Annotated in this window: 19 protein-coding genes and 1 tRNA gene; 8 read left to right on the top strand and 12 right to left on the bottom strand. The window is 71.7% G+C overall.

Translation table 11 applies throughout. The features are described 5' to 3' along the window. Position 1: 1 nt before the first annotated feature. Positions 2-361 (bottom strand): hypothetical protein, encoded by a 360-nt coding sequence (locus tag GH747_RS11910; RefSeq protein ID WP_149769795.1) that lies wholly within the window; start codon positions 359-361, stop codon positions 2-4. A 118-nt stretch (positions 362-479) separates the two neighbouring features. Here GH747_RS11910 and GH747_RS11915 point away from each other — a divergent pair, with 118 nt between their 5' ends. Together GH747_RS11915 and GH747_RS11920 are read left to right on the top strand one after the other, a co-directional pair. Next, on the top strand, positions 480-1,592 hold the full coding sequence (locus GH747_RS11915) for a sensor histidine kinase (RefSeq protein WP_149769796.1): 1,113 nt from the start codon (positions 480-482) through the stop codon (positions 1,590-1,592). Then, on the top strand, positions 1,589-2,263 hold the full coding sequence (locus GH747_RS11920) for a response regulator (RefSeq protein ID WP_149769797.1): 675 nt from the start codon (positions 1,589-1,591) through the stop codon (positions 2,261-2,263). The genes GH747_RS11915 and GH747_RS11920 overlap by 4 nt, the downstream gene beginning before the upstream one ends. Positions 2,264-2,271: 8 nt before the next feature. On the opposite strand, the gene GH747_RS11925 is transcribed toward GH747_RS11920, so the two are convergent. Both GH747_RS11925 and pcm read right to left on the bottom strand, forming a co-directional pair. Continuing rightward, positions 2,272-2,344 (bottom strand) — tRNA-Arg (locus GH747_RS11925). 26 nt (positions 2,345-2,370) lie between these two features. Continuing rightward, the gene (pcm, locus tag GH747_RS11930; protein WP_149769798.1) at positions 2,371-2,940 is read right to left on the bottom strand and encodes a protein-L-isoaspartate O-methyltransferase; all 570 of its coding nucleotides are present in this window, start codon (positions 2,938-2,940) and stop codon (positions 2,371-2,373) included. Positions 2,941-2,962: 22 nt separating this feature from the next. Between pcm and GH747_RS11935 the strand changes: the two genes are divergently transcribed. Further along, positions 2,963-3,307 (top strand): hypothetical protein, encoded by a 345-nt coding sequence (locus tag GH747_RS11935; protein WP_149769799.1) that lies wholly within the window; start codon positions 2,963-2,965, stop codon positions 3,305-3,307. Positions 3,308-3,322: 15 nt separating this feature from the next. Here the strand turns inward: GH747_RS11935 and GH747_RS11940 are convergent, their stop codons facing one another. From GH747_RS11940 to GH747_RS11950, 3 genes are all read right to left on the bottom strand, one after another. After that, positions 3,323-3,838: a PGPGW domain-containing protein gene (locus GH747_RS11940; protein WP_149769800.1), complete on the bottom strand. Its 516-nt coding sequence runs from the start codon at positions 3,836-3,838 to the stop codon at positions 3,323-3,325. Positions 3,839-3,908: 70 nt separating this feature from the next. Further along, on the bottom strand, positions 3,909-6,257 hold the full coding sequence (locus GH747_RS11945) for a putative bifunctional diguanylate cyclase/phosphodiesterase (protein ID WP_149769801.1): 2,349 nt from the start codon (positions 6,255-6,257) through the stop codon (positions 3,909-3,911). Positions 6,258-6,389: 132 nt separating this feature from the next. Further along, positions 6,390-7,091: an iron-dependent transcriptional repressor DtxR gene (locus tag GH747_RS11950; protein WP_149769802.1), complete on the bottom strand. Its 702-nt coding sequence runs from the start codon at positions 7,089-7,091 to the stop codon at positions 6,390-6,392. A 55-nt stretch (positions 7,092-7,146) separates the two neighbouring features. On the opposite strand from GH747_RS11950, the gene GH747_RS11955 reads away from it, so the two are divergent. The 3 genes from GH747_RS11955 (at position 7,147) to GH747_RS11965 (ending at position 10,977) form a co-directional block, all read left to right on the top strand. Next, positions 7,147-8,493 carry a cryptochrome/photolyase family protein gene (locus GH747_RS11955; RefSeq protein ID WP_149769803.1) on the top strand — a complete coding sequence of 449 codons (1,347 nt, stop codon included), beginning with the start codon at positions 7,147-7,149 and terminating at the stop codon, positions 8,491-8,493. Between the two features lie 44 nt (positions 8,494-8,537). Beyond that, entirely contained in the window at positions 8,538-9,263 is a 726-nt protein-coding gene (locus GH747_RS11960) for a hotdog family protein (RefSeq protein WP_149769804.1), read from the top strand. 97 nt (positions 9,264-9,360) lie between these two features. Further along, positions 9,361-10,977 (top strand): glycoside hydrolase family 13 protein, encoded by a 1,617-nt coding sequence (locus tag GH747_RS11965; protein WP_149769805.1) that lies wholly within the window; start codon positions 9,361-9,363, stop codon positions 10,975-10,977. Here GH747_RS11965 and GH747_RS11970 read toward each other — a convergent pair. Beyond that, complete coding sequence (locus GH747_RS11970) at positions 10,938-11,882, bottom strand: hypothetical protein (protein ID WP_149769806.1); 945 nt, start codon at positions 11,880-11,882, stop codon at positions 10,938-10,940. The genes GH747_RS11965 and GH747_RS11970 overlap by 40 nt on opposite strands. A gap of 143 nt (positions 11,883-12,025) precedes the next feature. Between GH747_RS11970 and GH747_RS11975 the strand changes: the two genes are divergently transcribed. Then, positions 12,026-12,640, top strand: coding sequence for a PadR family transcriptional regulator (locus GH747_RS11975; protein ID WP_149769807.1), 615 nt, complete (start codon positions 12,026-12,028; stop codon positions 12,638-12,640). A 3-nt stretch (positions 12,641-12,643) separates the two neighbouring features. Here GH747_RS11975 and GH747_RS11980 read toward each other — a convergent pair whose 3' ends face one another. Beyond that, on the bottom strand, positions 12,644-13,912 hold the full coding sequence (locus GH747_RS11980) for an MFS transporter (protein ID WP_205602914.1): 1,269 nt from the start codon (positions 13,910-13,912) through the stop codon (positions 12,644-12,646). 284 nt (positions 13,913-14,196) lie between these two features. Further along, positions 14,197-14,838: a pyridoxamine 5'-phosphate oxidase gene (pdxH, locus tag GH747_RS11985; protein WP_149769808.1), complete on the bottom strand. Its 642-nt coding sequence runs from the start codon at positions 14,836-14,838 to the stop codon at positions 14,197-14,199. Positions 14,839-14,890: 52 nt separating this feature from the next. Here pdxH and GH747_RS11990 point away from each other — a divergent pair, with 52 nt between their 5' ends. Continuing rightward, complete coding sequence (locus GH747_RS11990; protein WP_149769809.1) at positions 14,891-16,009, top strand: citrate synthase 2; 1,119 nt, start codon at positions 14,891-14,893, stop codon at positions 16,007-16,009. A gap of 90 nt (positions 16,010-16,099) precedes the next feature. Here the strand turns inward: GH747_RS11990 and meaB are convergent, their stop codons facing one another. From meaB to GH747_RS12005, 3 genes are read right to left on the bottom strand one after another with little or no spacing between them, the layout of a single operon-like run. Beyond that, positions 16,100-17,089, bottom strand: coding sequence for a methylmalonyl Co-A mutase-associated GTPase MeaB (gene meaB, locus GH747_RS11995; protein WP_149769810.1), 990 nt, complete (start codon positions 17,087-17,089; stop codon positions 16,100-16,102). Between the two features lie 7 nt (positions 17,090-17,096). Continuing rightward, positions 17,097-19,283, bottom strand: a complete 2,187-nt coding sequence (gene scpA, locus GH747_RS12000) for a methylmalonyl-CoA mutase (RefSeq protein ID WP_149769811.1) — start codon at positions 19,281-19,283, stop codon at positions 17,097-17,099. Further along, the gene (locus GH747_RS12005; protein WP_149769812.1) at positions 19,280-21,121 is read right to left on the bottom strand and encodes a methylmalonyl-CoA mutase family protein; all 1,842 of its coding nucleotides are present in this window, start codon (positions 21,119-21,121) and stop codon (positions 19,280-19,282) included. The genes scpA and GH747_RS12005 overlap by 4 nt, the downstream gene beginning before the upstream one ends. Positions 21,122-21,263: the final 142 nt, after the last annotated feature.

Consider the following 21,263-nt stretch of genomic DNA (forward strand, 5'->3'; position numbering starts at 1 on the left):
GTCACCCGCGCCGCGCAGCCCGCGCGGCGCGGGTGCACGCGATGATCGCGGCCACGCCGAGCACGAGCGCGACGATCTGGGTGGTCCAGTCGAAGATCGACTCCCGCGCGTAGAACGGCAGGAAGGCGAGCTCGATCGCGACCAGGACGGCGACGAGGACGACGCCTCCCATCCCCGGCCGCCCGGCCCACCAGGCGCCGACCGCGAACAAGACGCCGAAGAAGGCGGCAGCGAACGGGAAGTCCATCCAGGCGGCGATCGCGAGCTCGAAGACAGCCCAGGCGGCGGCGACCGCCTGAACCGGGATGCGAGAGGCGTCGGTGGTGCGTGCTGTCTTGGAGGTACGTGCTGTGTCGGTCATGGCACCAATCTCGCCCCAGGCACCCGTGCGCCGCGTCGGCCGTACGGCCGATCCTCGTGCGACCGATGTCTGTCGCAAGACAGACGAGGACCGGCTCCGTCTCCTCTAGATTTCGCCTATGGCCCTCCGCCCGCAGGTGGTCGATCGGTCACTGGCGGCGGTCATCGGCGTCGGGGGCTCGATCGAGGCCGTCGCCGGCAGCCACGGGAGCCGCGTCTGGTTGGGCATCGCAGCGAGCACGATCCTCGCCGTCCCTCTGGCGTGGCGAAGGGTCGCGCCCCTCCTTCCGGTGCTCGTGCTCGCTGGGGTGTTCGTGGCGGTGATCGAGGCGTCTGGCGAGATCCCGACGTCAGCCGCGATGTTCGTGGCATGGCTGACCGCCTCGTACTCGGTAGCCGCTTTCGGTGACCTCCGCCTGGCGCTGGCGGGGCTGGCGGTGTCGACGGTGCTGCCCGTGGTGGCGGTGCTCATGGGGGCGCTCGACGAGGACGACCTGCGGCCCGGCGACTTCGCCATCGCGGTGGTTCCGTGGGCCGCCGGCCGCGCCATCCGCAGCCATCGTGCCCAGTCCGACCGGCTGGCGGAGGCGACGCGGACGCTCGAGGCGGAGCGGGAGGACCATGCTCGTACGGCGGTCGCGCTCGAGCGTGCCCGGGTCGCCCGAGACGTCCACGACGTCGTTGCCCACACGGTCAGCGCGATCGCGGTCCAGGCGGACGCCGCAGCAGCGGCGCTTCCCGTAGATCCCGAGGCCGCGTCGCAGCGGCTCGAGCGCATCCAGGCAGCCGCTGCCGCTGCGGTGGACGACCTGCGGACCGTCGTCGGCGGGCTGCGCCAGAACGACACGGTCGCGCGCCCGCAACCGGGTCTGCAGGATCTCGACGCACTGGTGGACGCGGCCCGCGAGAGCGGCCTCGAGGTCGACGTCACCGTCACCGTCGACCGGCTGAGCGACGGACGCGCGCTCGCCGTCTACCGGATCGTCCAGGAGGCGCTGACCAACGTCCGCCGCCACGCGAACGCCACGCACGCGTGGATCGAGGTGTCGCGGTCGGGCCACGGGGTCCACGTCCAGGTGTGCGACGACGGAGTCGGCTGCGACGGGTCGCGGGTCGGGCACGGCCTCACCGGCATCCGAGAGCGGGCCGAGGCGTACGGCGGCCGGCTCGAGGTCGAGGCCGTCGGTGGCGGCACACGTCTGGTCGCCGTCCTACCGGAGCGGGCCCCGTGATCCGGGTGGCGCTGGTCGACGACCAGGAGCTCGTACGCGACGGCTTCCGCGCGATCCTCGAGCTGGAGCCCGACATCACGGTGGTGGGTGAGGCCGCCGACGGTGTCGAGGCGCTGGCGCTGATCCGGGCCACGGCACCGGACGTCGTCCTGCTCGACGTCCGGATGCCTCGGCTCGACGGCATCGGCGTGCTCCGTCGGCTCTCCGCCACCCCGTCTGCGACGCGGGTCCTCGTGCTCACGACGTTCGACCTCGACGACGACGTCAGCAGCGCGTTCGCCGCTGGAGCGAGCGGCTTCCTCGTCAAGAACTGCGGACGTGCCGCGCTGGTCGAGGCGGTCCGAGCAGTGGTGACGGGCGACGAGCTGGTGGCCCCGCAGCTCACCCGTCGGCTGATCGAGCGGTTCATCGCCACGACCGGCAGCACCGTGCCGGACGCGCGTGTCGAGGCCCTCTCGAACCGGGAGCGCGAGGTGCTCGTGCTGATCGCCCGCGGGATGTCCAACGCGGAGATCGCCGACGCCCTCTTCGTCTCGACCGGCACCGTCAAGACGTACGTGGCCCGCCTGCTGCCGAAGCTGGGGGCGCGCGACCGCCTGCAGGCCGCCGTCCTGGCGTACGAGCTGGGCCTGGTCCGGCCCGGAGGGCGGGACGTGGCGGGCCTGCGGTGACGCTCTTGTGCCCCCGGCAGGATTCGAACCTGCGACACCCGCTTTAGGAGAGCGGTGCTCTATCCCCTGAGCTACGAGGGCGCACGGCCCAAGAGTAGCGGGACGTGTCACCAGTCGAGCAGCGGCACGAACCGGTAGGCGCCGTGCTCGGTGACGACGGCGCTTCCGTCGGCGCCACGCACGACCCGCGTCATCACTCCCCGCACCGGCACCACGAGGATGCCGCCGTCACCGAGCTGCTCGACGAGCGGCGTCGGCAAGGACCTCGCCGCGGCGGAGACGAGCACCCGGTCGTACGGCGCCTCGACCGGCCATCCGAGCACGCCGCGCTCGGCCAGCTCGACCCTCGCGTGACGAGGATCGAAGCGTCCGAGCGCGGCCGTCGCACGCTCACGAAGCTGCGGCACGATCTCGACACCGACCACGCTCCCGCTCTCGCCGACCAGGTGCGCGAGCAGCGCCGTCGTCCATCCGGAGCCCGCTCCGACGTCGAGGACGCGCATCCCGGCACCGACCTCGAGGAGCCGCAGCATCGCCTCGACCGTGTGCGGCTGCGAGTTCGTCTGCCCCCACCCGATCGGCAGCGGCGCATCGATCGCAGCCTGCGCCCGCTGCCCCTCGGGAAGGAAGTCCTCGCGAGACACAGAAGCCATCGCCGCGCGGATCGGGTCGCTCATGCCCTCCAGTATGGTTCGGCCCATGGAAACGCTCCGCCTGATCCTGCTGGCGCTCCACCTGCTCTCGTGGGCCTTCGTCGTCGGCGCCTGGGCCTCACGGCTCCGCACCCCCGTCCCGGTCGCCAAGGGCGTCTCCCACGCGGCCGCATTCGCGCTGCTGACTGGACTCCTGCTCGTCGGCGTCCGCGAGATGGACGACCTCGACGTCAACCACGCCAAGATCGGCGTCAAGCTGGTGGTCGCGCTGACCGTCACCGTCCTCGCCTTCGTCGCGGACCGCAAGGCCGACCGCACGCCGGTCTGGATGGCGCATGCGATCGGCGGCCTCGCCGTCGTCAACGTCCTGATCGCGGTGCTCTGGCAGTAGCCGGCGCCGCCGAGGTCAGACCTCGGACTCCTCGTCGTCCCGCGACGGGGCGTCGAGCTCCTGCTCGTCGAGCGAGGACGCGTCGTCCTCGACCGAGCCGTACCGGAACCGCGCCACGCTGTAGACGACGAGCGTGAGCGCGATCAGCGACGAGATCATCATGCTGAGCCCCGTGGCCCAGCCGCTGAACGGCAGCTCGTCACCGAAGGGACCGATCTCCGGGACCTTCGGCCCGACCCACCAGATGACGCCGAACGCCATCACGATGCAGGCACCGAGGACGCTCAAGGCGATGCGGGGCCAGGTCTCCACCCCGAAGCGGGCGGCGTCGAACGCCTTGACCTTGATCGGCTCGACCCGACGCTCGGCCCACTCGTAGCGGTTCGACAGCACGGCGAGCCCGGCCACCATCATGAGGAGCCCAGGACCGGGCAGCACCAGTGCTGCCACGCCCGTGACGACGAGCAGCCAACCGACCAGCTCGACCCCTGTCGCGCGCACCCACGACGCCAACCCGCGCAGCCACGTCATGCCTGTGTCATCTCCACGAGAACCAGGATGCCAAAACGTGTGAAATCGCGGTGATCAGCCCGCGCCTTCGTCATGACCGCCGCAGCGACGACGTACGTGCACGCTGCGCCGCCCACCGCACCAGCGTCGCCGGGCTCATCGGGCCACCGAAGTAGTACCCCTGGAACGAGATGGCCCGGCGGCTCTCGGCGCCACGGTCGGCGAGGACGGCCTCGACCTGTGCGAGCCGCTCGATCCCCTCGACGACCACGCGCAGGTCGACCGCGGAGGCCATCTCGAGCATCGAGTCGAGGAAGGCGCCGCGGCTCTCGTCGGTGTCGATCTCCCGCGAGAAGATCCGGTCCAGCTTCAGCACCTGCACGGGGAGCCGCATCAGCCGCTCCAGCGACGAGAACCCGACGCCGAAGTCGTCGACGGCCAGCACCGCACCGCGCGCGATCAGGTCCTCCATCACGCGCGACTCGATCACGTCCTCGCTGATCGACTCGGTCTCCGTGATCTCGAGGGTGAGCGGGTGCGGCGCCAGGACGTCCACGGCGCGCTGGACGCTGGCCAGGAACTGCGGCGAGCCGAGCTGGCGGGCCGACAGGTTGACGGCGATCGCGGTGTCCGGCTCGAGCGCCTGGTCGAGCTGCTCGCGGTCGTCGCACACCTGCTCCAGGACGAACCGTCCGATCGCCTCGATCAGGTTGGCCTCCTCGGCGAGCGGGATGAACTCCTCCGGAGACACGACCTCGCCGTCCTCGGTCCACCGGGCGAGCGCCTCGACCGCGAGGATGCGCTCGTCGTACGCCGCCACGATCGGCTGGTACACGACCCGCAGCCGCCGCTCCTCGATCGCGCGCCTCAGCCGGTCGGCGAGCTCGAGGGAGCGGACCCGCTCGATGCCCATCGCGTCGCGGTAGACGACGATCCGGTCACGGCCCTCGCGCTTGGCGACGTACATCGCGATGTCGGCGTTGCGCAGCAGCTGGTCGGCGGAGGTCGAGGTGTCGTCCGTCGACGCGATGCCGATGCTGACGGTGATGTCGATCGTCCGGCTGTCGACCAGGATCGGGCGCGCCACGATGGTGCGGACGTCCTCGGCGATCTGCTCGGCGTACTCCGCCGCACCCTCGGGCGAGCCCGCGGGTGGGCCGACCAGGATCGCGAACTCGTCACCGCCGAGGCGAGCGACGTGGACGTCGTCGGGGAGCTCGTCGGCCAGCCGTCGAGCGATCGCGATCAAGGCACCGTCCCCGCTGGCGTGGCCGAACTGGTCGTTGACCTTCTTGAAGCCGTCGAGGTCGCAGAACAGGATCGCGCACGGAGCGACGTCTCCCTGCGGTCCGCCCGCCATCACTTCGGCCACGGTCGCCAGGAAGACGGACCGGTTCCGGAGCTTGGTGAGGGGGTCGCGCTGGGCGTTGGCGACCAGGTCGCGATTCATCCGCATGCGTGACAGCGCCTCCTCGGCCTGCTGGGCGATCGACTCCAACGCCTCGACGTTGCGCAGCGTACTGGCCTGCGGCCCACGCTTGCCCTCGATCACCAGCCAGTAGACGTCGTCGCCGGAGATGATCAGTCGTCGGAGGTCGGTCGCTTCCGGCAGGTCCGTCCGGAGCCCGGACCCCGGCGACTTGCCGAGCTGACGGGTCCCGGCGTCGAGGACGGCCAGCACCTGCTTCTCGGTGGCCGCCGAGTGAAGAGCGTTCGCGGTCTCGAAGAGGACGTTCAGCCGGCGAGCGGTCTCGCGCTCCCGCGTCACACCCTTCGCGGCGATCAGGACGATCGCGAGCGCGGGGACGACCGCCAGCAACGCGGTCGGCGACTCGGTCCGGTAGAGCAGGACCGCCACGTAACCCATCGCCGTCACCCCGGCGTACACGGCGTACAGCGTGAGGATCTCGTACGCCCGCGACTCGAGGCTGCCTGCGCCCGGAGGTCCGGCGGCGCGGATCCGCAGGACGGAGGCGCCGATGTCGACGAGGAAGGCCAGCGTGAACGCGATGACGACGGCCACGACCTCCCGCAGCCCGAACATGCCGTCGTCGAGGACGGCCAGCACCGCGACGGCGACCGCGCCGGCCACGATCGACCGCGCGGCGTTGAACGGCCGCGAGCCGCGCGCCGCAGGCAGGCACTGCGCCAGGGCGATGCCGACGATCCACAGCACCAGCGCGTCCTGCCACTCGAGCGTGAGCGCGAGGAGGACGAGGACGCACGACTCCGTGCCGACGACGAGCCAGTCGTCGTAGCGGTCGAGGTAGAGCGGCGCCGAGCTGGCGAGCATGATCGCGGGGACCGTGAGAAGCCACCACGGGCTCGGGACGCCGGGGTCGGTCAGCGCGGCGACGATGGTGCAGGCCGTGACCACCGCGGCCGCGACGAAGATGCCGACGGTCAGGAGTCGGCTCGCCGGGCGCGGAACGACGGTCATCGGCACGTCCCGTACCCCCCGCACGCGGGACCGCTTGCCGGGCTCATGCTCCCCATGCAACCGCACACGGTGGTGTGATGGCCATGTTTGTCCATGATTGCCCGACGTCGCCGCCCTAGGACCGGGCGCGCGTCACGGCCGGGTCACGAAGATGTGGCTCGCTGCGTCGGCGTCGATCTCGGCCGTCTCCCCACCCCGAGCGACGACGACGCCGCCGTCCGGAGCGGACGAGACCAGGACGTCGTTGCCGGGAAGGACCCCGACCCGCCGCAGGACCGACATCGCGGTCGTGTCCTTCTGGAGCTCCTCGCCGATGCGCCGCACGAGCAGGCGGGACGCGTCGCCGTTGGCCGGCAACGCGGCCGTCAGGTGCATGACGCCCTGGCCGAGGAAGTCCTCCTCGGCCACGGAGCGCTCGCCGAGCTCGCCGAGGCCGGGGATCGGCGTGCCGTACGGGGACTCCGTCGGGTGCTCGAGGAGAGCGACGAGCTTGCGCTCGACCTGCTCGGAGATCACGTGCTCCCAGCGGCACGCCTCCTCGTGGACGAACTCGATCTCGAGACCGATGACGTCGGTCAGGAGGCGCTCGGCGAGGCGGTGCTTACGCATGACGCGGGTGGCGAGGGCCCGACCGTGCTCGGACAGCTCGAGGTGGCGGTCGCCCTCGACGGTCAGGAGCCCGTCGCGCTCCATCCGTGCGACGGTCTGGCTGACCGTGGGGCCGCTCTGGTGCAGGCGCTCGGCGATGCGTGCCCGCAGGGGGATGATCCCTTCTTCCTCGAGCTCGTAGATGGTCCGGAGGTACATCTCGGTGGTGTCGATCAGGTCGCTCACCTGAGCCATTGTTCCAGATCGGACGAGCACCACACACACCGTGGAAGATGAGGAGATGGCGAGGTCGGTGATGTGGTTCCGCCGGGATCTGCGGCTCCGCGACAATCCCGCGCTCCTCGAGGCCGTGGACGCCGGCCCGGACGGCGTCGTACCCCTGTTCGTACTGGACCCACGGCTGTGGGACAGCGCTCCGCCGGCCCGGCGCGCGTACCTCGCACGGTCGCTGCGGGATCTCTCCGCCCGCCTCGGCGACGTGGGCCTCCACGTCGTGCGCGGTGACCCCGCCGAGGAGGTGGTCCGGGTCGCTCGCCGCGTCGACGCGGTCAGCGTCCATGTGGCCGCCGAGCACACGCCGTACGGACGCCGTCGGGACCAGGCCGTCGCAGCAGCGCTCGCCGACCACACCCTCCCGCTCGTCGCGACCGGCTCCGCGTACGCCGTGTCGCCGGGGCGGGTGCGCAAAGGCGACGGCGGCCGATACCGGGTCTTCACGCCGTTCTACGCGACCTGGCTCGAGCACGGCTGGCGCAGCCCAGCCACGGATGCCGGCGTGGTGCCGTGGCTCGCGGCCGGCGGGCGGACCCACCAGGTCCCCGAGGTGCCGGTCCCCGCCGGGCTCACCCTCCCGACGCCCGGCGAGGACGCGGCGCACGAGCGGTGGCGCGCGTTCGTCGCCCGGGACCTCGACGACTACGGCACGGCGCGCGACCTCCCGGGGGACGACCGCACGTCGCGGATGTCGGTGCACCTGCGGTGGGGCGAGATCCACCCCCGCACGATGCTCGCCGCACTGGGCCGCGGCGCCGGCGCGGAGGCGTACCGTCGCGAGCTGGCGTTCCGCGAGTTCTACGCCGACGTGCTGGACCAGCGCCCCGACTCGGCGTGGGACTACTACTCCGCCCCGTTCGCGGCGATGCAGTACGACAGCCCTGGGAGCGACCTCGTGGCGTGGAAGGAGGGCCGCACGGGCTTCCCCATCGTCGATGCGGGCATGCGTCAGCTGCTCGCGCAGGGGTGGATGCACAACCGCGTCCGCATGATCGTCGCGAGCTTCCTCGTCAAGGACCTGCACCTCGAGTGGCAGCACGGCGCACGCCACTTCGCCGAGCACCTGGTCGACTTCGACCTCGCCTCGAACCAGCACGGGTGGCAGTGGGTGGCGGGCTCCGGGACGGACGCGTCGCCGTACTTCCGCGTCTTCAACCCGGTCGCCCAGGGCAGGAAGTTCGACCCCGACGGCACCTACGTACGCCGCTGGTTGCCCGAGCTCGCCGACGTGCCGACGGCATCGGTGCACGAGCCGTGGCGGCTGACGCAGCCCCCTGCGGACTACCCGTCCCCGCTGGTCGACCACGCGGACGAGCGCCGTGAGGCCCTGCGACGGTACGAGGCGATCCGCTGACACCCGTGGTCGATTCGTCCGCCGGGCGTGAGAGCGTGGCAGGCATGAGCACGACGACGATCGCCCGGCAGTTCAACGGTCCCGACCACTCCGGCAACGGTGGTTACGTCGCGGGGCTCGTCGCTGGCCCCGTGGCCGCGGGTGGCGGCGCCGTCACGTCGACCCTGCGGGTCCCGCCGCCGCTCGAGGTCGCGCTCGACCTCAGCCTCGACGGGAGCCGATCGGTCCTTGCCGACGGTGCGACCGTGGTCGCCGAGGCGGCCCCGGGTGCGTTCGACGTGGACCCGGCGCCGTTCGTCGGCGAGGACCTCGCCCGCAAGGGCTTCGAGGCGTACGCGGGCCGCGTCGAGCACCCGTTCCCCCACTGCTTCACGTGCGGGACCGCACGCGCGCCCGGTGACGGGCTGCTCGTCTTCACCGGCCCGGTCGACGACCCCACCTATCCCGACACGGTCGCCGCGACGTGGACACCGCACGCAGCGTTCGCCGACACCGACGGCCACCTCGGCAGCGAGGTCACCTGGGCGGCGATCGACTGCCCGGGAGGGTGGGCCGCCGACATCGACGAGACGCCGATGGTCCTCGGCCGCATGACGGGCGAGATCCTGTCTCCCGTCAGGGCGGACCACGAGTACGTCGCGGTCGGCACCAGGCGCGGCGTCGACGGCCGCAAGCACCACACCGGGACCGCGCTCTACGCGCTCGACGGGACGCTCGTCGCACGGGCGGAGCAGACCTGGATCGCGATCGACATCAGCAGCTTCCGCTGACCGTCGCAGGTTGCCGCCGACGCCTAGACTGGCGGGGTCGTGCTCGCACCGCCGCGGGCCGCGGACTCTGCCGCCGCCCTCCCGGAGGAACTCTCTCGTGACCTTTGCCTCGGACTCGCGCCTGCCCTGGTGGCGCAACGCCGTCTGCTACCAGATCTACGTCCGCTCGTTCGCCGACGGCGACGGCGACGGGATCGGTGACATCGCAGGGATCACCTCGCGGCTCGACTACCTCGAGGGCCTCAACGTCGACGCCCTGTGGCTGACCCCGTTCTACCGGTCGCCGCAGGCCGACCACGGCTACGACGTGGCCGACTACCGCGACGTCGACCCGCTGTTCGGCACGCTCGCCGACTTCGACGAGATGCTCGCCGGGGCGCACGACCGCGGGCTCAAGGTCATCGTGGACCTCGTCCCCAACCACACGTCGGCCGAGCACGCATGGTTCCAGGAGGCGCTCGCGGCCGGGCGCGGGAGCCGGGCCCGGGACCGCTACAAGTTCAGCGACGGCCGCGGACCCGACGGGTCGGAGCCTCCCAACAACTGGCAGTCGATCTTCGGCGGGTCCGCGTGGACCCGCGTGGACGACGGCCAGTGGTACCTCCACCTCTTCGACTCCAGCCAACCCGACCTCAACTGGGACGATCCGGAGGTCGGAGACGAGTTCGAGTCGATCCTGCGGTTCTGGCTCGACCGCGGCGTCGACGGCTTCCGCGTCGACGTCGCCCATGGCCTGTTCAAGGCGTCGGGTCTCCCCGACGTGGCCGGCTTCGGCCCCGGCGGCGAGACCCTCGACGCCACCATGTCGCAGTGGGACCGCCCTTACTGGGACCAGCCGGGGGTGCACGACGTCTACCGCCGGTGGCGCAAGGTGCTGGACTCCTACCCCGGCGACCGCATGATGATCGGGGAGGCGTGGGTCGGGTCGCCGGAGTCGATGGCGCGCTACGTCCGTCCGGACGAGATGCACCAGGTCTTCAACTTCCACTGGCTCTCGACGCCGTTCTCGGCGCCGGCGCTGCGCCAGGTCATCGACGAGACGTACGCCGCGGTCGGCCCGGTGGGTGCGAGCCCGACATGGGTGCTCTCCAACCACGACGTGGTCCGCACGGTCACCCACTACGGCGGCGGCGACCTCGGGCTCTCGCGCGCGAAGGCGTCGATGCTGACGATGCTCGCGCTGCCCGGGTCCGCGTACGTCTACCAGGGCGAGGAGCTGGGGCTCCCGCAGGTCGACGTGGCACCGGAGGACCGCCAGGACCCGACCTGGCTCCGCGGAGGCGGCGTCGGTCGCGACGGCTGCCGCGTGCCGCTGCCGTGGTCGGGGTCGGAGCCGCCGTTCGGCTTCTCCCCCGGCGGCCCGGGCGAGGTCCGCACGTGGTTGCCGCAGCCCGAGTGGTTCCGTGAGTACACGGTCGAGCACCAGTCGCGAGACCCCTACTCCACCCTCGGGTTCCTCCGGTACGCCGTCGCTCGTCGGCGCGGGCTCGTCGGAGGCCTGTCGGGGTCGATCGAGATGCTCGAGCGCCGTGACGACGTGGTGGCCTTCCGCCGCGCCGGCGTCGACGGGGCTCCCGGGCTGATCTGCGTGGTCAACTGCGGCACCACCGACCACGTCGTCGACGACCTCGGGGCGCCTGTGGTGCTCTCGGCGGCGCTCGCGGAGGGCACCGGTCAGCTGTTGCCCAACTCGGCCGCGTGGTTCCTCGCCTGACGCTCGTAGCGCACGACCTCGTCGAAGCGGTCGCGGTTGCCGAGGAAGTACTCGCCGAGCCCTTCTGAGGCCGCACCCTGGCTGGCCTGGCGCCGCCGGAACCGGGCGACGTCCAGGACCAGCACGGCGTCGGCGTCACCCGAGCGAAGCAGGCTGTGCTCGACACGCAGCGGGCCGGCGAGCAACCGCCGGCGTCCCTCGCGGGTGAAGTCGCGGTGGGTGAGCCCCGGTCCCAGGCGCCCGACACCCGCGACGACGAGATCGGCGCGAACCGCCGCGACGGCACGCTCGAGCTCGAGGGAGCTGACCCGCTCGGGCAGCCGGACGTAGTCGGTGGGCAGCTGGTACTCCTGACGGATGGCTGCGGCGAGCTCGGCGTCCGCGCCCCGGACCCCCGGTCGTACGCGCTCGTCGTCCCTCCCGCCGACGACCAGCTTCGTCAACGTGGCGCCGTTGAGGAGCGCGGCGAGGGTGGCGACGAGCAGCAGCGAGCCGGAGGACTGCCCGTGGGTCGCCACGACGAGGACCCTGCCCACCGAGTACCGCGGCGTCCCGCGCAGGGCCTGGACCGCGACGGCGGGCCATGCGTCGTTCGCGAGCCGCGCGACGGCGTCGATGCTGGACAGCAGGATCCGCTCCGCCGAGAACAGCGAGGACGGGATGGTCACGTACGGTGCGCCGACGTCCCGGGCGGTGCGGAAGATCCGGTCCACGGTGAGGGCTGCCACCGGCTCCTCGACGGCTTCGGCGACGTCCTCGTCGGGTGGCGGGATGGACGCGCGGAAGATCACCACGGTCTCCTCCGTCAGCGCGCGAACCCGCTCGTAAGCGAGGTGCGCTGCTTCCGACCCGTCGTGGGCGATGACGTGGACCAACGGCAGCCGAGGACGCTCGTCTCCGGGCACGCTCCACCCCCTGACACGCTCCCACCATCGTAGATCTCGGGCGTCGCGGCAGCACGCTTGCGTTAGCGATATATCGCGATGTAGCATCGAGGCATCGCGAGATTCACCACCGTGGTGAGTCACGAACCATAAGGACACATCTCATGCGAACCCCAGACTTCACCCCCCAGGACACGTTCGACCCGACCTCCGGCCGGCGACGGCCACGCCCCGACCGACGCGATCCCCGAGGCCACGGCCGCGGATACGGACGCGGCGACGTGGGCATCGGCCCGGGCGGCTTCGGCCCCGGCTTCGGCGACCGTCGCCGCGGGGGCGGCCCTCGTGCACGACGCGGCACGGTCCGCCTCGCCGCACTCTCGGTGATCGCCGAGAACCCCACCAACGGCTACGGCCTCATCAACGCCTTTGGCGAGCGCACCGACGGACGGTGGCTCCCGAGCCCTGGCTCGATCTACCCGGTCCTGCGCCGGCTCACCGACGACGGGCTCATCGAGCCGACCGACGACGAGGCCGGCCAGTTCCGGATCACCGAGGCCGGCACGGCCTACCTCGGCGAGCACGCCGACGAGGTGGCCGGCGCGTGGGAGGGCAGCCGCCCTCGCTCGAAGAGCCAGGAGGACCTCGCCTCCAGCGCCCGCAAGCTCGTCCGGGCCGCCCGCCAGCTGGCCGACGACGCCAGTGACGACCAGCGCGAGCGCGCCACCGAGATCCTCGACGAGGCCCGGCGCAGGCTCTACGGCCTGCTGGCCGAGTGATGCCTACGGCTGCGGGTGGCGTGCGTCGTACCGGAGGAAGCCGCGCTGCAAAGTGACGGCGACCACGGCGCCGACCATGCACGCCACCCCGCCGTAGAGCATCGCTCTTCCGGGCGTCGTGAGCTCAGCGACCGACCCGGCAAGGAAGTCCCCAAGACGTGGCCCGCCGGCCACGACGACCGTGAAGACCCCCTGGAGCCGCCCGCGCAGCGCATCGGGTGCCGCCTGCTGGAGCATCGTGCTCCGGTACGCCGAGCTCACCATGTCCGCTCCCCCGGAGAAGGCGAGCATGGTCACGAGGAGCCACAGCACGCCGGGCGCGCCGATCGCGCTGACTCCGGCCAGAGCGACCGAACCCCCGTACGCCAGCACCGCGACGAGCACCGCGATGCCGTGACGGTGCACCCGACTGATCCATCCCGAGAACGCGAACGCCACGAGCGACCCGATCGCCGGAGCCGCCTGGAGCAGGCCGAGCGTCGACGGCCCGCCGACGTACACGGTGAGCGCCAGGGCTGGGAACAGCGCCCGAGGCTGTGCGAGCACCATCGCGAGCAGGTCGAGCACGAACGTCGTCCGCAGGTTCGCGGCGCCGCGCAGCCACGTGAAGCCCTCGACCACCGACCGCAGGCCCGGGACACGTCCCGTCGCGCCCTCGGGCGGGACCGGTTGGAGTCGCACCAACGCGTACAGCGCTGCCGTGAACGTCACCAGATCGATCGCGTACGTCGCTGCGACCCCCACCCACGCGATCACCACCCCGCCCACGAGCGGCCCGACGGTGAAGCCGAGGTTGAACGCCGCCATGCCGAGCGCGTTGGCAGCGGGCAGCATCTCCGCGGGGACGAGCCGCGGGATGATCGCCGACCGTGCAGGGTTGTTCACCGCGAACAGGCCGGACTGGACAGCCACCACCCCGTACAGGAGCGCGACCGACTCGAGGTCCAGCAGTGCCTGCACGAGCAGCACCGCCGTACAGACCCACAGCCCGAGCGCGGTCACGATCGCGACCTTGCGCCGGTCGAAGTGGTCCACCAGCGCACCGCCGTACAGCCCCAGGGCGATCAGGGGCACCAGCGCGAACATCCCCACGAGCCCGACCGCGAACGACGACCCGGTGATCACGAAGACCTGGTAGGCCACGGTGACCGTCGCCATCTGCTGACCGAGCTGCGACACGGTCTGGCCGATCCACAACCGCCGGTAGTCGGCCGACTCCCGCAGCGGACGGATGTCGGTGAGGATCCTCCCGAACCCCCGACGTCTCGTCACCAGACGATTGTCCCGCGCAACCAGCCCGGCGCCGTCCGACCGTCCGGATATTGGGTTGGCCGAACCCCCGATGCGGCGTAGCGTCGGTCGTACACGGGAAGGAGGTGGTCCGAAGAATGAAGAGCTTCAGGACATGTGAGGTGGCTGTCAGCTAGTCACGGTTGTCGGGGATCACCCGCACCGTGCGGCGAGTCCCAGCAGCCACCCGACCCGCGGGGGCCGAGGCGTTGTCCACTCGGCACTCAACCCCGCGGGTCGTTCCATGCCCGGCGCAGGATCGGTCCCTACGGGGCGAGGCGCTCGCGCAGCCAGTGACCGTCGACCGCACGGAACCGGAGGCGGTCGTGCATGCGCCCGGTGCGCCCCTGCCAGAACTCCACGGACTCCAGCGCCACGCGGTAGCCGCCCCACCACGGCGGCCTCGGCACGTCGCCGGGGTACGACGCGTCCGCTGCGTCGTACGCTCGCTCGAGCTCGACCCGGTCCTCCACCACGCGAGACTGGTGCGACGCGATCGCGCCGAGCCGCGACCCGCGGGGGCGCGAGGCGAAATAGGTGTCGGCCTCGTCGTCGCTGACCCGGCTCACCGCACCCTCGATCCGGACCTGTCGCTGGAGCGGGTGCCACAGCATCGCGAGCGCGGCGTGAGGATTGACCTCGAGCTCGTCGCTCTTGCGCGACTCGTGGTTCGTGTAGAAGACCGCGCCGTCCGCGTCGAAGCCCTTGAGCAGCACGATGCGGACCGACGGGAGCGCGCCCGGCGACGCCGTCGCGAGCGCCATCGCGTTGGGGTCGCGGAGGCCCGACGCCACCGCCTCGTCGAACCACCGGCCGAACAGTGCCACGGGGTCGTCCCCCGCGTCCGCCTCGGTCAGCCCGGCCGCCTCGTACTCCTCGCGCAGTGCCGCGATCGCCTCCGACTCCATGAACAGCACCCTACGAGACTGCGCCGGGTGTGATCAGGGGCACAATGGCCCAATGACTGACGCACCCGACACGGCAAAGGTCCACGAAGGCCTCGAAGGCGTCATCGCCTTCGCGACGGAGATCGCCGAACCGGACAAGGAAGGCTCCGCGCTGCGCTACCGCGGAGTCGACATCGAGGACCTCGTCGGCAGCGTGCCGTTCGAGAAGATCTGGGGCCTCCTGGTCGACGGGACGTACGAGCCGGGGCTGCCGCCGGCGGAGCCGTTCCCCATCCCGGTGCACTCCGGTGACATCCGTGTCGACGTGCAGAGCGCGATCGCGCTGACGGCACCTGCGTGGGGGCTGCGCCAGCTGTACGACATCGAGCCGGAGCAGGCCCGTGACGACCTGGCGCGCACCGCGGTGATGGTGCTGTCGTACGTCGCGCAGGCGGCCCGCGGAATCGGCCAGCCGATGGTGCCGCAGGCCGAGATCGACAAGGCGACCACGATCACGGAGCGCTTCTTGACCCGGTGGCGCGGCGAGGCGAACCCGGCGCACGTGAAGGCGATCGACGCGTACTGGGCGTCGGCCGCCGAGCACGGCATGAACGCCTCCACGTTCACCGCGCGCGTCATCGCGTCGACGGGCGCCGACGTCGCCGCTGCGCTGTCGGGTGCCGTCGGCGCGATGTCCGGCCCGCTGCACGGCGGCGCTCCCTCGCGAGTGCTCGGCATGATCGCCGACGTCGAGAAGAGCGACGACGCCCGGACGTACGTGAAGGGGCTGCTCGACTCCGGCGAGCGCCTGATGGGGTTCGGCCACCGCGTCTACCGTGCGGAGGATCCGCGCGCGCGGGTGCTCCGCCGTACGGCCCGTGAGCTGGATGCTCCGCGCTACGCGGTCGCCGTCGCCCTCGAGGAGGCGGCGCTGGCCGAGCTGCGCGAGCGTCGCCCGGACCGTGTCCTGGAGACCAACGTCGAGTTCTGGGCGGCGATCGTGCTCGACTTCGCGGAGATCCCGCCGCACATGTTCACGTCGATGTTCACCTGTGCCCGCACGGCCGGGTGGAGCGCGCACATCCTCGAGCAGAAGCGCAAGGGCCGCCTGATCCGCCCGTCGGCGATCTACACCGGCCCGCCGTCGCGCAAGCCGCAGGACGTCGCCGGCTGGAACCCCGCCTGGGGCTAGCGGGACGCCGCCGCGTGAGCTGGTGCGGGTCTGACGATCCGCGGTTACCGCACCAGCTCACACCAGAACCGAGTCGCCCCGGCGGGCTGGTCAGCGCTGGTCGTACGCGGCCAGGATCGCGTCGGCGGCGTTCGTGGCAGGCATCTCCCCGGACAGGACAGCCGCACGGACGTCGTCCAGCACACCCCGCACCGCCTCCGAGCGCCGCAGCCGCTGGTCGAGCTCGTCACGCACGAGTGCCCACATGAACTCGAGCTGCTGTGCCGCGCGCTTCTCGCGCAGACCCGCGGCGCCGAGGAACTCGCGGTGCCGCAGCACGCGCAGCCAGACCGTGTCCACGTCGACGCCCTCGAGGCCGGAGCAGGTGAGCACCGGCGGGACCCACCCCGTACCTCCGGCGTGGACCAGCCGGATCGCGCCGGCGAGGTCCTTCGCGGCGACCCGGGCCTCCGGCTCGCGGTCACCGTCGGCCTTGTTGACCGCGATGACGTCGGCGATCTCGAGGATGCCCTTCTTGATGCCCTGGAGCTGGTCGCCGGTGCGCGCCAGCGTGAGGAACAGGAACGTGTCCACCATCCCGGCGACGGTGACCTCCGACTGCCCGACACCCACGGTCTCGACCAGCACCACGTCGAAGCCGGCGGCCTCCAGCACCAGGATCGCCTGCGTGCTCGCGCGAGCCACACCGCCGAGGGTGCCGGCCGACGGCGAGGGACGGATGTACGCCCGGGGGTCCGCCGCGAGCTCCGGCATCCGGGTCTTGTCCCCGAGCACCGAGCCCCCCGTGCGTACCGACGACGGGTCGACCGCGAGCACACCGACCTTGTGGTCCGTCCCGGTCAGATAGGTCCCGAGCGTCTCGATGAAGGTCGACTTGCCGACGCCGGGGACGCCCGAGATGCCGACACGCACGGCCCCGCCCGCGTGCGGGGTCAGCAGCGCGAGCAGCTCGCGCGCTGCCGCGCGGTGGTCGTCGCGACGCGACTCGACCAGCGTGATCGCGCGCGCGACCGCGGCACGCTGACCGTCACGCACGCGCGCGGCCAGCTCCTCGACGTCGATCGAGCGCGCGTCGCTCAAGCCGGCGTCACCCGTGCTTCAGCGACGTGCGGAGCGTGTCGAGCAGCTCCAGCGCCGACTCGGCGATGACCGTGCCCGGCAGGAACACCGACGCCGCACCCATCTCCTTGAGCGTGGCGACGTCGTCCGGAGGGATCACGCCGCCCACGACGACCAGCACGTCGGGGCGCCCCAGCTCGGCCAGCGCGTCACGCAGCGCGGGCACGAGCGTGAGGTGGCCGGCAGCCAGCGACGACACACCCACGACGTGGACGTCTGCGTCGACCGCCTGCTGCGCCACCTCCTCCGGGGTGGAGAACAGCGGGCCCACGTCGACGTCGAACCCCATGTCGGCAAAGGCGGAGACGATGACCTTCTGGCCGCGGTCGTGCCCGTCCTGGCCCATCTTGGCCACCAGGATGCGCGGCCGGCGTCCCTCTGCCTCCTCGAAGGCGTCGGTCGCCGCGATCACACGCTCGACGTTGTCGGCCTTGCCCGCCTCGGATCGGTACACACCAGAGATCGTACGGATGACGGCCTTGTGGCGTCCGTAGACCTTCTCGAGCGCATCCGAGATCTCGCCCACCGTGGCCTTGGCGCGCGCCGCGTCGACGGCGAGCGCGAGCAAGTTGCCGTCGAGCGTCCCGTCCTTGCTGGCACCGCGCCCGGCCGACTCGGTCAGCGCGTGCAGCGTACGGCGGACCTCGTCGTCGTCCCGCTCGGCGCGGAGCCGTTCCAGCTTCGCGACCTGCGCGGCGTACACGGCACGGTTGTCGACCTTGAGGACCTCGAACGGCTCCTCGGTGTCGACGCGGTAGGTGTTGACGCCGATCACGGCCTGCTGCCCGGAGTCGATCCGCGCCTGCGTGCGGGCGGCGGCCTCCTCGACGCGCATCTTGGGGATGCCCGCCTCGATGGCCTTGGCCATGCCGCCGGCCTTCTCGACCTCCTGGATGTGTCCCCAGGCCCGGCGAGCGAGGTCGTGCGTGAGCTTCTCGACGTAGTACGAGCCGCCCCACGGGTCGATCGTCGCGGTCGTGCCGGACTCCTGCTGGAGGAGCAGCTGGGTGTTGCGGGCGATGCGCGCGGAGAAGTCCGTCGGCAGCGCGATCGCCTCGTCGAGCGCGTTGGTGTGCAGCGACTGGGTGTGCCCCTGGGTCGCGGCCATCGCCTCGATCGCGGTGCGCTGCACGTTGTTGAAGACGTCCTGCGCGGTGAGCGACCAGCCGGAGGTCTGCGAGTGCGTCCGCAGCGAGCTCGACTTCGGGTTCGCAGGTTCGAACTCCGACACGAGCCGCGACCAGAGCGCGCGTGCGGCACGCATCTTCGCGATCTCCATGAAGAAGTTCATCCCGATGGCCCAGAAGAACGACAGGCGCGGCGCGAACGCGTCGATGTCGAGGCCCACGTCGAGGCCGGCGCGGATGTACTCGACACCGTCGGCCAGCGTGTAGGCGAGCTCGAGGTCGTTCGTCGCCCCGGCCTCCTGGATGTGGTAGCCGGAGATCGAGATCGAGTTGAACTTCGGCATCTTCTGCGCGGTGTAGGCGAAGATGTCGGAGATGATCCGCATCGACGGCGCCGGCGGGTAGATGTAGGTGTTGCGGACCATGAACTCCTTGAGGATGTCGTTCTGGATCGTCCCCGCGAGCTGCTCCGGCTTCACCCCCTGCTCCTCGGCCGCGACGATGTAGAGCGCGAGCACTGGGAGCACCGCGCCGTTCATCGTCATCGAGACGCTCATCTTGTCGAGCGGGATTCCGTCGAAGAGCGTGCGCGTGTCGTAGATCGAGTCGATGGCGACACCGGCCATGCCGACGTCGCCGACCACGCGCGGGTTGTCGGAGTCGTAGCCGCGGTGGGTCGCAAGGTCGAAGGCGACGGACAGGCCCTTCTGACCCGCCGCGAGGTTGCGCCGGTAGAACGCGTTCGACTCCTCGGCGGTCGAGAACCCCGCGTACTGGCGGATCGTCCACGGCTGCGTCGTGTACATCGTCGGGTAGGGACCGCGCAGGAAGGGCGCGACTCCCGGGTACGTGTCGAGCGCGTCGAGGCCGCTCAGGTCGGCGGCGGTGTAGAGCGGCGCGACGTCGATGCCCTCGGGCGCGGCCCACGACTCGGCGCCGTCGGTGCTCGCGTCGTACGCCGCGCGGTCCGCCGCGTACGGAGTCTCGGGATCCAGCGGCAGGCCCGCGAAGGACTCGGGGATGCTCATGCGTCTGCTCCGTTCTCGCCGGCGGGCACGCCCGCCGGTGCACCCAGGTGGCCGCGGGTCTCGTGCAGGAAGGCGAGCGCGTCCACACCCATCGCCGCCGTGGCGTCGACGTCGACGCCGTCGACCGGCCTGCCTGCCATGATCACCCGCTGAGCTCCTGCTGCCCGCAGCGCCGCGACGAGGTCGGCGCCCCACTCGGCGTACGCGCGGTCGGCGCCGGCGAGGCAGACCACCGGCGCGCCGTCGTACGCCGCGAGGACGTCCTCGACCCCGGTCGTCGCTCCGGCTGCGACGGTCTCGATGCCGCCGGACGCGAGCAGGTTCGCGATGAAGGTGACCCGGGCGGTGTGCGCCGCGATCGGGCCCATCGTCGCCAGGAAGACAGGAGTCGCGACCGGGTTGTCGCGCAGGACCTCGAAGGCGGCGCCGTAGCGGTGGACCGGCTCGGAGCCCTCGGGGTACGGGGTGCGCTCGGGCAGCGCCTCGCGCAGGTTCGGGAACTCCGAGAGTCCCGTGAGCGGGCGCTTGCGCTGGGCGATCTGGTGCTCGCGCTCGCGGGCGACCGCGGCGTGGCGCGCGGCGAGCGAGCCGTCGGCGATCGCGGCGGCGATCCCGCCGGCCTCCTCGATCCTCCCGAGCTCCTCCCACGCCGCGCGTGCGAGGTCGTCGGTGAGGCGCTCCACGGCGTACGCGCCGCCGGCCGGGTCGGTCACGGCGCCGACGTGCGACTCGGCCACCAGCAGCGACGACGTGTTGCGGGCGATCCGGCGACTGAAGGCGTCGGGGAGCCCGAGCGGCGCGTCGAACGGAAGCACGGTCACCGAGGTCGCACCGCCGACACCCGCGGCGAAGGTGGCCACGGTGGTCCGCAGCATGTTGACCCACGGGTCGTACTTGCTGAGCATCACGCGCGAGGTGACGGCGTGCTGGACCTGGCCGCGTGCGACCTCGGCGGCGCCGGACAGCTCGGCGAGTCGGTTCCAGGTCTGTCGCGCGGCGCGCAGCTTGGCGATGGTCGTGAACTGCTCGTCGGTCGCTGCGAACCGGAACTCGATCTGGGAGAGCGCATCCTCGACGGTGAAGCCTGCGCCGGTGAGCTGGCGCAGGTAGGCGGCGCCGACGGCGAGGGCGTACCCGACCTCCTGCGCGTCCGACGCTCCCCCGTCGTGCGCCGCGGTGGCGTCGACAACGACAGCGGCGATGCCGCGCTCGGCGGCCTTGCGGGCGCCCTCGACCACGACCGTGCCCTGGTCGAGGCCCGACTCGTACCCGCGCAGTGACCCACCGATCGGGTCGAGGCCGAGGTTGGTGCCGGGGGCGGGGGTGACCGCCCGCTCGTCGAGGTAGCGGCAGAACGCCTCGGCGGCTCCGAGAGCGTCCGCCCGAGCCTCGATGACAACCGGAGCGAGATCGACGAAGACCCGGTCGAGCACCGTGCCGAGGCTCGCGGGATCGACGGCTTCGGGCCCGAGCCGCAGCCACACCGAGGTGGCTCCGTTCTCGAGGTCGGTGAGGACGGCCTCTGCGGTCCTGTCCGCGTCGGGGTCCTCGTGGAGGACGCGGACGTCCCACGAGCCGTCGTCACGACGCGCCTGGGTCCCTCGGACGTACGGCGCTTGGCCGGGGAGTCCGGGGTCCGGCAGGCCGGCGACCGTGTCGGGCGTGCCCAGCGGCGTGACCGCGATGCCGTCGAGCGTGCGGGTCGCGAGGGCGTCCCACACGGCGTCGTCGGGCTGGTCGTCGGTCAACCGCCCCGACTTGCGGAGGACCGCGGCCGCGGACTTCTCCCAGGCTTCACGGGAGTACGTCGCGTCGCCGCTCAAGGACAACTCGCTCATTTGCGCATCGTACGGATGACGCCTGCGTTACAGCCACCCGCCGGGGCGCGGTGTGACGCACCGCACGCCACCGCTGGTCGAGCGAGCCTGCGAGTCGAAACCACCCGGCCCGCGGTTTCGACCCGCTTCGCTCGCTCAACCG

The sequence above is a fragment of the Mumia xiangluensis genome (assembly GCF_010994095.1).
Lineage (GTDB): Bacteria > Actinomycetota > Actinomycetes > Propionibacteriales > Nocardioidaceae > Mumia > Mumia xiangluensis.